General features: G+C 60.9%; 15 protein-coding genes. 5 read left to right on the forward strand and 10 right to left on the reverse strand.

Going from position 1 to position 14028, the window contains the following annotated elements; genetic code table 11:
* Positions 1-57 precede the first annotated feature (57 nt).
* Positions 58-984, forward strand: a complete 927-nt coding sequence (locus AC13RM_RS18510) for a LysR family transcriptional regulator (protein ID WP_488555395.1) — start codon at positions 58-60, stop codon at positions 982-984.
* Here the strand turns inward: AC13RM_RS18510 and AC13RM_RS18515 are convergent.
* Positions 961-1449 (reverse strand): MarR family winged helix-turn-helix transcriptional regulator, encoded by a 489-nt coding sequence (locus AC13RM_RS18515; RefSeq protein ID WP_488555396.1) that lies wholly within the window; start codon positions 1447-1449, stop codon positions 961-963. The two genes, AC13RM_RS18510 and AC13RM_RS18515, sit on opposite strands and share 24 nt — an antisense overlap.
* 83 nt (positions 1450-1532) lie before the next feature.
* Here AC13RM_RS18515 and AC13RM_RS18520 point away from each other — a divergent pair, with 83 nt between their 5' ends.
* Positions 1533-2429 (forward strand): EamA family transporter, encoded by an 897-nt coding sequence (locus AC13RM_RS18520; protein ID WP_488555397.1) that lies wholly within the window; start codon positions 1533-1535, stop codon positions 2427-2429.
* A 169-nt stretch (positions 2430-2598) separates the two neighbouring features.
* On the forward strand, positions 2599-3231 hold the full coding sequence (locus AC13RM_RS18525) for a hypothetical protein (RefSeq protein ID WP_488555398.1): 633 nt from the start codon (positions 2599-2601) through the stop codon (positions 3229-3231).
* Between the two features lie 137 nt (positions 3232-3368).
* Here AC13RM_RS18525 and leuC read toward each other — a convergent pair whose 3' ends face one another.
* The 9 genes from leuC to ffh form a co-directional block, all read right to left on the reverse strand.
* Entirely contained in the window at positions 3369-4778 is a 1410-nt protein-coding gene (leuC, locus tag AC13RM_RS18530) for a 3-isopropylmalate dehydratase large subunit (RefSeq protein ID WP_488555399.1), read from the reverse strand.
* 267 nt (positions 4779-5045) lie between these two features.
* Entirely contained in the window at positions 5046-5924 is an 879-nt protein-coding gene (locus AC13RM_RS18535) for an amino acid ABC transporter permease (RefSeq protein WP_488555400.1), read from the reverse strand.
* Positions 5925-5958: 34 nt separating this feature from the next.
* Positions 5959-6756, reverse strand: a complete 798-nt coding sequence (locus AC13RM_RS18540; protein WP_488555401.1) for a transporter substrate-binding domain-containing protein — start codon at positions 6754-6756, stop codon at positions 5959-5961.
* Positions 6757-6965: 209 nt separating this feature from the next.
* A complete protein-coding gene (gene rplS / locus AC13RM_RS18545; RefSeq protein WP_069614778.1) occupies positions 6966-7502 on the reverse strand; it encodes a 50S ribosomal protein L19 in 537 nt (178 codons plus the stop codon).
* Positions 7503-7772: 270 nt separating this feature from the next.
* Positions 7773-8465 (reverse strand): tRNA (guanosine(37)-N1)-methyltransferase TrmD, encoded by a 693-nt coding sequence (gene trmD / locus AC13RM_RS18550; RefSeq protein WP_488555402.1) that lies wholly within the window; start codon positions 8463-8465, stop codon positions 7773-7775.
* Positions 8466-8505: 40 nt separating this feature from the next.
* A complete protein-coding gene (rimM, locus tag AC13RM_RS18555) occupies positions 8506-9099 on the reverse strand; it encodes a ribosome maturation factor RimM (RefSeq protein ID WP_113231661.1) in 594 nt (197 codons plus the stop codon).
* Positions 9100-9220: 121 nt separating this feature from the next.
* Positions 9221-9580, reverse strand: a complete 360-nt coding sequence (gene rpsP, locus AC13RM_RS18560; RefSeq protein WP_113231468.1) for a 30S ribosomal protein S16 — start codon at positions 9578-9580, stop codon at positions 9221-9223.
* 126 nt (positions 9581-9706) lie between these two features.
* A complete protein-coding gene (locus AC13RM_RS18565; RefSeq protein ID WP_092717298.1) occupies positions 9707-10009 on the reverse strand; it encodes a chorismate mutase in 303 nt (100 codons plus the stop codon).
* 18 nt (positions 10010-10027) lie between these two features.
* The gene (gene ffh, locus AC13RM_RS18570; RefSeq protein ID WP_488555403.1) at positions 10028-11608 is read right to left on the reverse strand and encodes a signal recognition particle protein; all 1581 of its coding nucleotides are present in this window, start codon (positions 11606-11608) and stop codon (positions 10028-10030) included.
* Positions 11609-11982: 374 nt separating this feature from the next.
* Here ffh and AC13RM_RS18575 point away from each other — a divergent pair, with 374 nt between their 5' ends.
* Together AC13RM_RS18575 and AC13RM_RS18580 are read left to right on the forward strand one after the other, a co-directional pair.
* Complete coding sequence (locus AC13RM_RS18575) at positions 11983-12972, forward strand: hypothetical protein (protein ID WP_285176682.1); 990 nt, start codon at positions 11983-11985, stop codon at positions 12970-12972.
* Positions 12969-13985 (forward strand): MBL fold metallo-hydrolase, encoded by a 1017-nt coding sequence (locus tag AC13RM_RS18580; RefSeq protein WP_374819427.1) that lies wholly within the window; start codon positions 12969-12971, stop codon positions 13983-13985. The genes AC13RM_RS18575 and AC13RM_RS18580 overlap by 4 nt, the downstream gene beginning before the upstream one ends.
* Positions 13986-14028 lie beyond the last annotated feature (43 nt).

The raw sequence follows: 14028 nt of genomic DNA on the forward strand, positions 1-14028 counted from the left end.
GCACTTCATTCGTGCGTTTGACGCTATATATTACCCAAACCGTGCTATGCTCGCGCCATGTCCACGCCCGATCTCAACCTGCTCGTCACTCTCAATGTCCTGCTTGCCGAAGGCAGCGTCGCGCGCGCCGCCCGGCGATTGCGATTGAGCCCGTCCGCCATGAGTAGGCAGCTGGCGCGCCTGCGCGAGACGACGGGCGATCCGTTGTTGGTCAGGGCCGGGCGAGGGCTCGTACCAACGCCGCGGGCGCTCGAGCTACGCGAGCGCGTCGATCATCTCGTTCAGGAGGCGGAAGCGGCCTTGCGGCCCGCCGAAAGCCTCGATCTGAAGCAGCTTGCTCGAATCTTCACGTTGCGCACCCGCGAAGGCTTTGTGGAGAACTTCGGGGCCGAATTAATCACGCGCATTGCCGAGCAGGCGCCTGGCGTTCGGCTCTACTTCACGCAGAAGCTGGACAAGGACAGCACGCCTTTGCGCGATGGGACGATCGATTTCGAAACCGGTGTTGTCGGTGAGGATACCGGTCCGGAGCTCAGAACGCAGGCACTGTTCCGCGATCGCTTCATCGGCGTGGTCCGAAGCGGACACCCGTTGAGTGAAGGAGAGGCGACCCCGGAACGTTACGCGGCCGGGCAACATATTCTGGTATCACGGCGCGGCCTTCAGAAAGGGCAGATCGACGAGGCGTTGGAAGAGTTGGGCCTGAAGCGACGGATCGCAACGATTGTCGGCAGCTTTTCGGCTGCGCTAGCCTTGGCACGCGCCTCGGACCTGATCGTCAGCGTACCGGAGCGCTATACGGGCAATCTGCGCGTCGGCATGTATAGTTTCGCGTTGCCGGTGCCGACATCGGATGTCATGATCTCGCTGCTCTGGCATCCACGGATGGATGCGGATCCGGCGCATCGCTGGCTCCGCGGCTGTATTCGCGACGTCTGCGCCGGATCGCGTTCGGGGCGATCAACCAGATTCGAAGTCGGCTAAATAATTGCGCAGCAGGCGGTCAAGAGCCGTTCGTTCGCCTTCAGAAAGGGTGGCGATCAGGCGTTTCTGCGTTTCGACATGTGCTGTCACTGCCGCATCGATCAGCTCGAAGCCTTTCGGCGTCAGGGATATCAGGAAGCTGCGGCCATCATCCGGGTTCTGGCTGCGAGCGACGAGGCCGGCCCTTTCCAGCTGATCGATACGATTGGTCATCGTGCCCGACGAGACCATCATCGTCTCCATCAGGTCGCTGGGGGAGAGGGTATAGGGCTCGCCCGAGCGGCGCAGGGTCGCCAGCATGTCGAAGTTCGCCGCGTTCAGGCCGAAGCGGCCGAAGGTCTTCTCCATCTCGCGCGAGAGATGGAGCGCGAGATTGCGCAGGCGCCCGAACAGGCCCATGGCCGTGGTGTCGAGGTCGGGTCGTTCACGGCGCCACTGGGCGAGAATTTTGTCGATGCGATCCATGGCGGAACTTCGCCATGAATTTATCTTGACGTCAAGGTATTTCAGATTATCTTGAGGTCAAGATAAATTTCGAGGCCAAGGCCATGAACCGCAATTTCGACCTGTTGCTCACCGCCATCGCGCCGGCGATCTGGGGCAGCACCTACCTGGTAACGACGCAGCTTTTGCCGGCTGGCTATCCCCTTACGGTCGCGATGCTGCGCGCACTGCCCGCCGGCTTGCTGCTGCTCCTTATCGTGCGGCGGCTGCCGCATGGGGTCTGGTGGCTGAAGTCGCTGGTTCTCGGGGCGCTGAATTTCTCCATCTTCTGGTGGCTGCTATTCATTTCGGCCTACCGCTTGCCCGGCGGCGTGGCGGCGACTGTCGGTGCCGTCCAGCCGCTGATCGTCATCGTGCTGGCGCGCCTGCTGCTGGGATCGCCGATCCGCAGCCTTTCGATTATTGCGGCGATTGCCGGCATCGGTGGTGTCGCGCTGCTGATCCTGACGCCGAATGCGACGCTCGATCCGATCGGCATTATCGCAGGCATTGGCGGCGCCTTTTCCATGGCGGCCGGAACCGTGCTCAGCCGCCGCTGGCGCCCGGATGTCTCGCCGCTGACCTTTACGGCATGGCAGCTGACGGCAGGCGGCGTGCTTTTGCTGCCAGTGGCGCTGCTGCTTGAGCCGCCGCTGCCGCATCTGACCGGCGCCAACATTCTCGGCTTTGCCTATCTCGGGCTGATCGGCGCAGCGCTTACCTATATTCTCTGGTTCCGGGGTCTGTCGCGGCTCGAGCCCTCGATGGTTTCGCCGCTCGGCTTCCTCAGCCCGACGACTGCCGTGATCCTGGGGTGGGCGGTGCTCGGTCAGCAGCTGAGCCCGATGCAGATGTTCGGCATTGTCGTCGTGCTCGCCAGCGTCTGGCTGAGCCAGCGGGCGCAGCAGGGTCTGGCCGCTCAAACTCTCGTACAATCCCTAAGTAAGGGCACTCCATCATGAATGCGATGCGGAATTCAGGTGGATACTAGTCGCGGATTCCTTGTGATATATATCTCAGGTTGTCTATCATGCAGACGCTGATTTCACGACTTGAGTAAGTTTAGTTGCAAAGCCGTCGATCCATTTAGGATTTTGCGAATATCCGCTGCTAAGAGATATGAAGGGTATCATGGCAAATACCGATATGATCGAGTTCTTGCGAACATCAATGCACCCTTATTGGAACCCATCGGAAGCCGGTGGAATATATCTTCTCGGTGTCGTTAATGACGATGAAGCCAACGGCGCTATCCTCTTAAAACTTCTTGCTCTCCACCCGGACATAGCCACCGACCACCCTGATAAATGGGAGGTATTGGCGGAAAGATTGGCCGAGGCAGCTCGGCGTTTCTTCGAAACCTATGAGCTTGGTCCAGGGTCGTATAAAATCGACAATTATCATGCTGCTGTGGCTGAAAATGGAGAACTTCAGCTCAATGAATGGGGAGACGCAAGCATCAAGGTGCCGACCGAAGCCAGCTTCATTTTCACTGTTACAGAAGAACATCTGTCGCTCATTAAGAGCATGAATATCCGAGCCCATTACGGCTACGTCGAGCTTATGGATTGCAAACGCCCGTACGGTGATATGTCTTACTTCTATTCCGATATGGCCGATGCTTTGGGGGACTCTGTTCAGTGCGACGAAGAGGGGAAGCCAGCGTTCTCATCGGAATCGGAGAAACAGTATCAAGCGTTGCATGGTGAAATGCTGTTTGCGGTGCAGGCTTTTTGGGATCATGCTTCCCTCAAACGCCGCTAAAATCCGAACTTAGTGCGATAAAAATGCTCTTGTAATTTTTGTCGTAGAAACTCGAAGTTTCGCGACAGACAAGATATTCCGCAATTGAGTTAGGGCGGCCATTGAGCCGCCCTTTGTCATTCATGTCTTCGAGTAGATCACTTCCACTCGCGGATATCGACGAAGTGGCCGGCGATCGCGGCGGCGGCGGCCATGGCCGGTGAAACCAGATGCGTGCGGCCCTTGAAGCCCTGGCGGCCTTCGAAGTTGCGGTTCGAGGTCGAGGCGCAACGTTCGCCCGGCTTCAGGCGGTCGTCGTTCATGGCGAGGCACATGGAACAGCCAGGCTCGCGCCAGTCGAAGCCAGCAGCCTTGAAGATCTTGTCGAGACCTTCGGCCTCAGCCTGCTCCTTCACCAGGCCGGAGCCCGGAACGATCATGGCGTTGACCGTGGAAGCAACCGTCTTGCCTTCGACGACCTTGGCGACTGCGCGCAGGTCTTCGATACGGCCGTTGGTGCAGGAGCCGATGAAGACGCGATCGACGTTGATCTCGGTTATCGGCGTGCCCGGCTTCAGGCCCATATAGTCGAGCGCACGCCATTTGGAGGTACGCTTGGTCTCGTCCTGGATCTCGTCGGGGTTCGGGACGATGCCCTGAACGGAGATGACGTCTTCCGGGGAGGAGCCCCAGGAGACGATCGGCGGCAGGCTTGCGGCATCGAGCTTGACGATGCGGTCGTAATGCGCGCCTTCGTCAGACTTCAGCGTCTTCCAGTAGGCGATCGCCTGTTCCAGCGCTTCGCCCTTCGGCGCGCGCGGCTTACCCTTGATGTATTCGAAGGTCGTTTCATCCGGAGCGATCAGGCCGGCGCGGGCACCGCCTTCGATCGACATGTTGCAGATGGTCATGCGGCCTTCCATCGACAGGGAGCGAATGGCTTCGCCGGCATATTCGATGACGTAGCCTGTGCCGCCGGCGGTGCCGATTTCGCCGATGATGGCGAGGATGATGTCCTTGGCGGTGACACCAGGCGGCAGCTGGCCGTCGACCTGCACCAGCATGTTCTTGGCCTTCTTCTGGATCAGCGTCTGCGTGGCGAGCACATGCTCGACTTCGGAGGTGCCGATACCATGGGCGAGCGAGCCGAAGGCGCCGTGGGTCGAGGTGTGGCTGTCGCCGCAGACGATGGTCATGCCGGGCAGGGTAAAGCCCTGCTCGGGGCCGATGATGTGAACGATGCCCTGGCGCTTGTCGTTTTCGGAGTAGTATTCCACGCCGAATTCGGCGGCATTCTTGGCGAGCTGCTCGACCTGGATGCGGCTTTCCTCGTTCTTGATGCCGAGATGGCGATCGGGCGAAGTCGGCACGTTGTGGTCGACGACGGCCAGCGTCTTCTGCGGCGCGTGAACCTTGCGGCCGGACATGCGCAGACCTTCGAAGGCTTGCGGCGACGTCACCTCGTGAACGAGATGACGGTCGATATAGAGAAGACAGGTTCCGTCTTCTTGAGCGTCGACCAGATGGTCGTCCCAGATTTTATCATACAGTGTGCGTGGAGCGCTCATGGCTACAGATCCATATTGGCATTATCGAAAAGGGGGTTGACGGATCAGGACCGCCGGCCTCGGGTGTGATCAGCGAAGTCGGCTGTTGAGCGCGCCCGAAATCATCGCAAAGAACCGTGCCGGCAGGCGCTTATGGTCCTGCAGCACGAAAGCCGTGACGTAACGTCCGTCTTTGCTCATGATCTTACTCATGGCCATGCTCATATCAATTTTCAAAACCTTCGGCAATGGCGACGATAGGCTGTATCGGTACGGTCGCCTTTGGCATCATACTTGTGCACCCGGCGGCTGGCCTGCTGCCAGCCGGGGAAAGGCGGAGCGGTCACTGCCGGAGCGGCGGCGCATCCAGGCTTCGAGTTGCCTGAGCAGCAGCGACAGGCCGATCGTCAGCAGCAGATAGATGAAGGCGAGGATTGACAGTGTTTCGAAGTAGCGGAAATTGGCCGAGTAATAGAGCTTGGCGAGCTGGCTGATATCGGCGACGCCGAGCACGGACACGAGCGAACTGTCCTTCACCATGGCGATGAAGTCGTTCGACAGCGGCGGCAGGATGACGCGGATCGCCTGGGGGAGGACGACAAGCCGAAAGCGTTGGAAGCGGCTGAGGCCCAGCGCCTTTGCCGCTTCAATCTGGCCCTGGTCCACCGCCTGGATGCCGGCGCGGAAGATTTCGGCGATGAAGGACGAATAGGCGATGGTCAGCGCGATGATCGTGCGCCAGACGAAGGGCACGTCGCGGGTGATGAGCGGGCTTGCCCAGCCGGCGGAAATCAACGGTGAGACGACGAAATTATAGACGGCGACGAAGGCCGGCGTGCCGACGAATGCGATGTAGGAAAGCAGCACCAGTATCGGGATGCCGCGCACAATCTCGATATAGAAGCGCGCCACCTGTCGCAGCACGAGGAAATCGGACAGGCCGAGCAGCGCTAGCCCGAGGCCGAGCAGCATGGCCAGCGTAAAGGCCACCAGCGTCACGAAGACCGTGACGCCGATGCCATTCAGCAGAAGAGAGAAAATCTGGGCATAGAGGCCGTTCGCCGCAATTGCGAAGGAAGCGACGATGCCGAGGATAGCGAGGGCGACCAGCCACCAGGGAAAGTCATCCTTGCCGCGGTGCCCGCCCGGGCCTGCCAAAGGCGCCATCAGAGCGGGCTTCCAATATATCGATCTTCAGAACTCATTGGCCCATCTTGTAGTCGAGGAACCACTTCTTGTTCAGTGCGTCGAGCGTGCCATCGGCCTTGAGGCTGGCGATCGCGGCATTGATCGGGGCGACGAGATCGGAACCCTTCTGGAAGATGAAGCCGAAATCCTCGGTGCCGAGCGGACCGCCGACGAGCTTCAGGCCGCCATTGGAGGCATCGACATAGCCCTTGCCGGCCGTGCCATCGGTCAGCACCATGTCGACGTCGCCGGTCTTCAGGGCTTGCACGGTGGCACCGAAGGTTTCGAAGGTCTTGATGCGCGGATTCTGCTCGTTGCCGTCGAGGACTTCATAGACGGCGGTGTAGAAGGGCGTCGTGCCCGGCTGCGCGCCGATCAGGGCCTCCTTGACGGCGGCGAAGCTCTTGGCATCCGTGAAGCGCTTCTCGTCGCCACGCACGAGCATGAACTGCTGCGAGCGCATATAGGGATCAGAGAAATCGACCTTCTGCTTGCGGTCTTCCTTAATGGTGATGCCGGTCATGCCGATGTTGTACTGGCCTTCGGAAACGGCCTGGATCATCGCGTCCCAGCTGGTGTTCTGGTACTCGACCTTGAAGTTCAGACGCTTGGCGATCTCGTTCATCGCGTCATATTCCCAACCGATCGCCTTGTTCGTCTTTGGGTCGATGAACTGCAGCGGCGGATAGGCATTCTCGGTGACCACGACGACCGTCTTGCCGTTCAGGTTCGGCAGGTCGGCGGCGAAGGCGGCGAAAGGTGCAAGTACGAAGGCACCAAGGCCCAGAAGGAACGAACGACGGAATGCCATGGAAATCTCCCCGATTAGCGTGGCGGGAAAGTGTCATATTTGGAAAGTGCATGGCAAGGCCGTTGCCGTGGCTGCGATCATAAAAATAGAAAAGCAACTCTAAGCGGGCGGCTGGCGACGAAAATTTCTTTCCGATGGGCGTGAGCCGGACAGCAAAAAGGCGACCCGAGGGCCGCCTTCAAGCTTTGCGATCCCAAGTGGATCGAAACTTATTCTGCTGCCGGCTCGGCTGCAGCAGCAGCTTCCGCAGCTGCCTTTGCTTCGGCGGCTTCTGCTGCTGCCTTTTCGGCCGCGAGAGCCTGAGCGGCCGCAACCTTCTCGGCTTCGATGCGTGCCTTCTCGTCAGCCAGAGCCTGGCGCTCGGCATCGTTGAGCTTGCGGGCGCGGGTACCGGTGTTTTCGACGATACGGGCAGCCTTACCGCGCAGGTCGCGCAGGTAGTAGAGCTTGGCGCGACGGACCTTACCGCGGCGAACGACTTCGACGCTTTCGATCATCGGCGAGTAAACCGGGAATACGCGCTCGACGCCTTCGCCGTAGGAAATCTTGCGAACGGTGAAGTTTTCCTGCAGGCCACCGCCGGAGCGGGCGATGCAAACGCCTTCATAGGCCTGAACGCGGGTACGGTTGCCTTCCGTGACCTTCACGTTGACGCGAACGGTGTCGCCAGCGGAAAATTCGGGAAGCGTGCGCTTGGCTTCGATCTTGGCAGCCTGTTCGGCTTCCAACTGCTGAATGATGTTCATGTTATCAACCTCGTTGTTGGTTCAACAGCCAGAGCGCTCATCATTCTATCTTTGGTCGGACCCTGAGATCACGCCTCGGATATATGCCCGTTCAGGCAGGAGCGGATACGTCTGCTCTTCTTTGCTGGTTGATGGGAATTTTCCCATGCCGGGCGCGCACATACCCTATTGTCATGCGTTTGTCACCCCTTGGCAGGGAATTAAGTGGCGATTGTTGCCGGTTTTGCGGGCATAGCCGAACCGATCTCGCTCATCCAGGCGGTGCTACCGCTATTTCTCTCGCAATTCGTCCAACAAATCCGGCCGGCGCTCTCGCGTGAGCTCTTCAGCCTTTTCCCTTTGCCATTTGGCGATCGCCGCATGGTTGCCCGAGGTGAGGATGGCGGGAATCTCGCGGCCCTCCCAGATCTGCGGACGGGTATAGTGCGGATGTTCCAACAGGCCGTCTTCGAAACTTTCGTGCAGGCCGGAGAGGTCATTGCCCATGACGCCGGGCAGGATGCGGACGATGGCGTCGAGCAGGATGAGGGCGGCCGGCTCGCCGCCCGAGAGGATATAGTCACCGATCGAGACTTCCTCGAGGTCGCGACCGTCGATAACCCGTTGGTCGACGCCTTCGAAGCGGCCACAAACGATGATGACGCCTTCGCCGTTTGCAAGCTCGCGCACGCGCTTCTGCGTGAGCGGCTTGCCGCGCGGGCTCATCAGCAGGCGCGGGCGGCTGTCGCTCTCACTGGCGTGGTCGATGGCGCGGGCAAGCACATCCGGCTTCAGCACCATGCCGGCGCCGCCACCGGCCGGCGTGTCGTCGACGGTGCGGTGCTTGTCGGTCGCGAAATCGCGGATCTGTACCGTATCCAGCGACCACTGCCCGCGTTCCATCGCCTTGCCGGCAAGCGAGGTACCGAGATGGCCAGGGAACATCTCGGGATAAAGCGTCAATATGGTCGCCCGGAAACTCATGGCGCAATCACTTCCTAATGAGGGCACTTCCCAATGAGGATCACTTCTTCTTCGGCTTGCCCTGCGGCTTCTCGGGTTTTTCCGGCATTTCCGGTTTGCCGATCAGATCGTCAGGGCCGTCGATCAGGCCAGCGGCCAACGGGTCGATCAGGATCTTGCCGCCCTCGAGGTCGATTTCGAGCACCGCAGCCTCGGAAAAGGGGATAAGAACAGGGCGCTTGCCCGGCCCCTTCAGCTCCAGCAGGTCGCCGGCGCCGAAATCATAGACGCCGCTGACCGTGCCGTAGCCGGTGCCCTGGTCGTCGACGGCCTCCAGGCCTTCGAGATCGGCATAGAAGAATTCGTCATCGTCGAGTTCGTCATCAGGCAGGTTGTCGCGCTCGATATAGAGTTCCAGCCCGTTCAACGCTTCGGCGGCGTTGCGGTCGTTGACGCCGCGGAAGCGCACGATCACGACGTTCTTGGCCTCGCGGATTTCCAGCACCTCGAAGCTGCGGCCGTCCATGCTATGCAGGTGGCCGTAGTCGCCGAGCGCGGTCGGATCCGATGTATAGGCGCGGGCGCGCACCTCGCCTCTCAGGCCCTGCGCTGCGCCGATCGTTGCCATCAATACCGGATTTTGCAGTTTCGTCATGGTCTCTTCGCCGATTGCCGGGATCAATTGCGTTCTCTCATAGGCTGAACGCCAGCCGATGGGAACAAAAAACGGGCGGCATGTCGCCATGCCACCCGTTTTCAATCAATGCGAGGTCCGATTACTCGGAAGCAGCAGCGGCGTCAGCAGCCTTCTGTGCCTTTTCGGCAGCGCGTTCCTGAGCGCGCTTGCCCGGCTTTGCCTTTTCCGGGTTGTTCTTGGCTTCGCGCGTTGCGATGCCGGCTTCGGCGAGGAAGCGCAGAACGCGGTCGGTCGGCTGTGCGCCGTGGTCGAGCCAATGCTTGATGCGCTCGGCCTTGAGTTCAACGCGCTTGGCGTCGTCCTTGGCAAGCATGGGGTTCCAGGAGCCGAGCGTTTCCAGGAAACGGCCGTCGCGCGGCGAGCGAGCGTCGGCTACGACAACGTGGTAGTACGGGCGCTTCTTGGAGCCACCGCGGGCGAGACGAATTTTCAGTGCCATGTTAATTCTCCTTAGGCTTTTCGTGACCGCTTCGTTGTGCGGTATGGTTACGTCGCGCTGCTTTTTTCTTGCCGCGTGATCCCTGTCGAAAACGTTCTGCGTCCTTCGGGATCATGCGACCAGGGGTTACCCTTTGAAATCCGCAGCGATCTGTTCATGATGCCGGATGACTTCCTTGATGACGAAGTTCAGGAACTTCTCGGCGAAATCCGGGTCCAGATTGGCGTCCTTTGCCAGGCGGCGCAGGCGCTCGATCTGAAATTCTTCGCGCGCCGGGTCGGCCGGCGGCAGGTCGTATTTGGCCTTCAGCACGCCGACCTCTTTGGTGCAGCGGAAGCGCTCGGCCAGCATATGCACCAGTGCGGCATCGATATTGTCGATCGACTGGCGGTAGTTGCCCAGTTGGGCTTTGACGTCTGGATCAATCATGGGGGTCAACGATCCTTTTCACTTCTTCTTCGGCAAACCGGGAAGCCCCGGGAAACCACCGCCGAGGCCTGGCAATTTGGCGCCGCCAAGACCAGGCAAACCACCACCGCCGCCGAGGCCTGGCAAACTACCCGGCAAGCCACCGGGACGGCCGAGGCCGGCGGCTTCGGCCTGCTTCTGCAGAGCTTCGAGCTGCTTGGGGTCCATGTTCGACAGGTCGGGCATGCCGCCCATACCTCCGCCGAGGCCCATCTTGCCGGCAAGGCCGCCCATCAGCTGCTTCATCATGCCGCCTTTGCCCTTGCCGCCCATCATCTTCATCATGTCCGCCATCTGGCGGTGCATCTTCAGAAGCTTGTTGATGTCGGAGGCGTCGGTGCCGGAGCCGGCGGCGATGCGCTTCTTGCGGGAATGCTTCAAGAGGTCCGGATTGGCGCGCTCGGCCTTGGTCATCGAGGAGATGATGGCGAGCTGGCGCTTGAACAGGCGGTCGTCGAGGCCGGCGGCAGCCATCTTGTCCTTCATGCCCGACATGCCAGGCATCAGGCCCATGATGCCGCCCATGCCGCCCATCTTCTGCATCTGGCCGAGCTGATCGGCGAGATCGTTAAGGTCGAACTTGCCCTTGGCCATCTTGGCGGCCATGGCGGCCGCCTTCTCGGCGTCGATATTCTCGGCGGCTTTTTCGACGAGCGAAACGATGTCGCCCATGCCGAGGATGCGGTCGGCGATACGGCGGGGATGGAATTCTTCCAGCTCGCCCATCTTTTCGCCGACGCCGATCAGCTTGATCGGCTTGCCTGTCACGGCGCGCATCGAAAGGGCCGCACCGCCGCGGCCGTCGCCGTCCATACGGGTCAGTACGAGGCCGGTGATCCCGACGCGCTCGTCGAAATTGCGGGCAAGGTTGACGGCGTCCTGACCGGTCAAGCTATCGGCAACCAGCAGAATTTCGTGCGGATTGGACTTCTTCTTGATATCCGCCATCTCGACCATGAGCGGCTCGTCGATATGCGTACGGCCGGCGGTGTCGAGGATGACGATGTCATGGCCGCCGAGCTTGGCGGCCTGCACGGCGCGAGAGGCAATGTCGGTCGGCGACTGGCCTGATATGATCGGCAGCGTGTCGACGCCGGTCTGCACGCCGAGCTGGCGCAGCTGCTCCTGCGCCGCCGGACGGCGCGTATCGAGCGAGGCCATCAGGACCTTCTTGCGGTCGCGGCTCGTCATGCGGCTGGCGATCTTCGCCGTCGTGGTGGTCTTGCCCGAGCCCTGCAGACCGACCATCATGACGACGACCGGGGCCGGCGCGTTGAGGTCGATGCCCACACCTTCGCCGCCGAGCATCTCGATCAGCTCGTCATGAACGATCTTGACGACCATCTGGCCGGGCTTGATCGACTTCAGGATTTCGGCGCCAACGGCCTTTTCGCGGACACGATCGGTAAAGGAGCGAACGACATCCAGCGCCACATCGGCTTCGAGCAGCGCGCGGCGAACCTCGCGCAGCGCTGCGGAAACATCGGCTTCCGAGAGCGCACCGCGGCCTGTCAGTCCATTCAGAATGGAACCAAGACGGTCCTGGAGGTTTTCAAACATCGGTTCTTCCTTATCGATCGCTTGGGATTTGGATTTGCGCCTGTGCGCGGTTCCTCGCCCGAAAACGTCGTGCTTTTCCATGACGAAAACAAGACGCAAAGCCAAAAAGCACCCGAGGGCGCATCGCGCTGTCGGGTGTTGACCTCCGGGATCTCTTTATACCTTTTTGGGTCCCGGTCGGTGGCTCGGAGGCTTGTGCTCGTCGCAGATTGCGGGCGATAAACAGGAAAAGGCCGGCAAAGTCAACCCAATGCGGCCGAAATGCCTGAAATGCACGAATGAGATCGCCATATCGATGTCGATTTGACCGTATCACCGTTTTCAAATTGTTGTATCGATCCCAGCCGTCAAGTGATTCCCCGAGACCGTTTCGAATGAATGATGCAGCCCTGACGGATCTTCTTGCCGCGTGTCGCGCTTACGCCGGCGGCCGGGTCGACACCCGTTTCAACGCGGCGGCGCAAGCCTTCTATGCCAGCGCCAAGGCCCAGCCGAAGATCGCGGCGCGGGCGGCGCGAGAGCTCAGCCGCCTGCCGCCACCTGGAGCCGCCGTTCTTGCCAATATGCTCGGCACCATCGTCGAAAAGGGCGGGTCGGTCGAGCGCAGCGGTCCGGCCGTCTGGGAGCTGTATCAGGCGTGGCTGCCGCAGATCCATCGTGGCTTTGCCGGCCGCAAGGAGCTGAGCCCGCGGCAAAGGCAGCTGCTCGACGCGTTCCAGCTGCTCGGCCAATCGGCGGTTTCGCATCTTTCCGGCATGCCGCAGGAGCGTGCACTCGCTGCTGGCAACAAGGCACTGATGGCGCAGCTTGCGGAATTGCAGGATTACACGCCGGGGGCGGCTTGGGTTCGCCAAGTGCTTCTGAGCCGCAGCGATGAACTGCTGGTGCTGCACCTGCCGAGCCGCCAGGGCTTTCGTCTGCGCTATGAGAATATCGTCAATTGCTTTCATCTGTTCACGCTGGTCCAGGCGGCTTTCGGCGAGCGGCTTGCTGGCGGCCGTGCGCCAAACCGGCTCATTGTCGACATGGCGCGCTGCGTGACCGTGGCCGAAGAGGGCAATGACGAGCCGTGGTGGCGCTATCGGACGGTGCGGCCGGATGAGTCGGGTCTTGTCGATGTTTCCGGCGAGGCCTCCGTCGAGACGATTTCCCGTGTCGATGACCGTCAGATCATCCTGCTTTCACCTCCGGTCGAAGGCGCGGCGTTGTGGGACACGAGTTTCTTCACGCCGCAGCTTTTCGCCATGCCGGCGAATGTCGTGCTGGAGGAGACGCTGACGGCGCAGGAGGTGGCGGAATGGCTCGCCAGGATCGATTTGCTGGCCGATGAGGCGACAGACGCGCAAGGGGTGGATAAGCCATGACAAGCTCCTCAGGCTCTGCCAAGAAAAATCCCTATTATCAGGGGCCAGTCTCCGATCATTTCGACGGCCAGCGTTTCTTCAATCCAGGTGGCGTTGAGCCGGGCGGTGCGTTCGATCTTTTGCGCTGGCAGTTGGGTGGTGGCCGGGTGCGCTGGCCCAATCCCGTTATCAGCGCCTTTCCGGCGGCAAAGCCCGACCGGCATGTTTTCGGCGAGCAGATGCGCGTGACCATGGTTGGGCATGCGTCGATGCTCCTACAGATTGCCGGATTGAATATCTTGACCGATCCCGTCTGGTCGGAGCGGGTCAGCCCCTTCCGCTCCGTCGGGCCGAAGCGGGTGGTGCCGCCCGGCATCCGCTTCGAGGATCTGCCCCATATCGACCTCGTGCTTGTCACGCATAATCATTACGACCACCTCGATCTCGTGACCCTTGCCCGCCTGCAGCAGGCGCATCGGCCAAAGATCGTCACGCCGCTCGGCAACGATACGATCATCCGCCGCGCCGTTCCCGATGCCGACATCACCGTGGTCGACTGGGGCGATCGCGTGGAGGTCAGAGGCGGAGTGACGATCGATGCCGAGCCCTGTCACCATTGGTCGGCGCGCGGCATGGGCGACCGGCGCATGGCGCTCTGGGCGGCATTCGTGCTCACGACGTCAGCGGGCAAGATCTATCATGTCGGCGATACCGGCTTTCACGATGGCATCAACTATGAAGCGGTCGCCCGCAAACATGGCGGCTTTCGCCTCGCGATCCTGCCCTTCGGCGCCTACGAGCCGCGCTGGTTTATGAAAGGCCAGCACCAGAATCCGGAAGAGGCGGTGAAGGGTATGAAGCTCTGCAACGCGGCCTATGTCGCGGGGCATCACTTCGCGACCTTCCAGCTGACGGATGAGGGCATCGATGCGCCCGTTCAGGCGCTGGATGCCGCGCTGAAGGCAGAAGGCATCGAGCCGGATCGATTTCGCCCGCTCAGGGCAGGGGAAGTTTTCGACGTGCCTCTCGTGTGAGCGTTGGCGCTTGGGCCACCCCCCTTCTCCCCAAGGGGAGAAG

It is taken from the genome of Martinezella sp. CNPSo 3732, from assembly GCF_057784515.1.